A 644-nucleotide genomic window follows, 5' to 3' on the forward strand; every position below is an offset into this window, starting at 1 on the left:
TGTTTCTTTTTGAACTCTCGCCCCGATGCGTCGCCCATGGTGTCCTCGCTCATCTCCTGCGGCATCTCGATACTGCCGATCGTCTATTTTGCCGGCGACCTAGGCTCCGTGAAACCCTTTGAGTGGGGGCTTATGCTGGTGCATGGCCTTTTTTGCAGCGGCCTTGCGAGTGTGCTGTATGCCAAGGGGATTGCGCGCACCAACGCGTTTGCGGCCAACTTGGTTTGCATGAGTGAGGTCGTGCTCGCTCCCTGCTGGTCGGCGCTCCTCTTTGGCGAGGTCTTTAGCTGGAACGAGTTCTTGGGCGCGGCGATGATCGTTTTGGTGATTGTGGCCAACTTGGCATCCGATGCCTTTGGCGACGGCTTTCTGGTGGCGCTTGTCCGCCATCGAAACAAAGAGCGTGCCTAATGGGATGCGCCTGCCGTTTACGGTAAAAAACACCCCGCTGAGCGACTGGTATTAAATAAGGCGAACCTGCATACCTATAATTGGTATCAAATCATTTGTGCCTGGCATGGGTGTTAGCAGCACACCAGGTACGCTTCGAGCCGTGGAATCGAACTCCCGGAATTGATATCAACAACGCGCGCGACGGGAGTGACGACGGTTCGAGATTCCTTATTGGGAGGAATTATGCTTGT

General features: G+C 55.0%; 1 protein-coding gene. It reads left to right on the forward strand.

Going from position 1 to position 644, the window contains the following annotated elements; translation table 11 throughout:
- Nucleotides 1–411 (forward strand): EamA family transporter (locus ACQRC0_RS08795; RefSeq protein ID WP_427729330.1); only part of this gene is annotated, 411 nt, incomplete at its 5' end.
- Nucleotides 412–644: the final 233 nt, after the last annotated feature.

This window comes from Collinsella sp. SGI.033, assembly GCF_050315135.1.
In the GTDB taxonomy this organism is placed as follows: domain Bacteria; phylum Actinomycetota; class Coriobacteriia; order Coriobacteriales; family Coriobacteriaceae; genus Collinsella.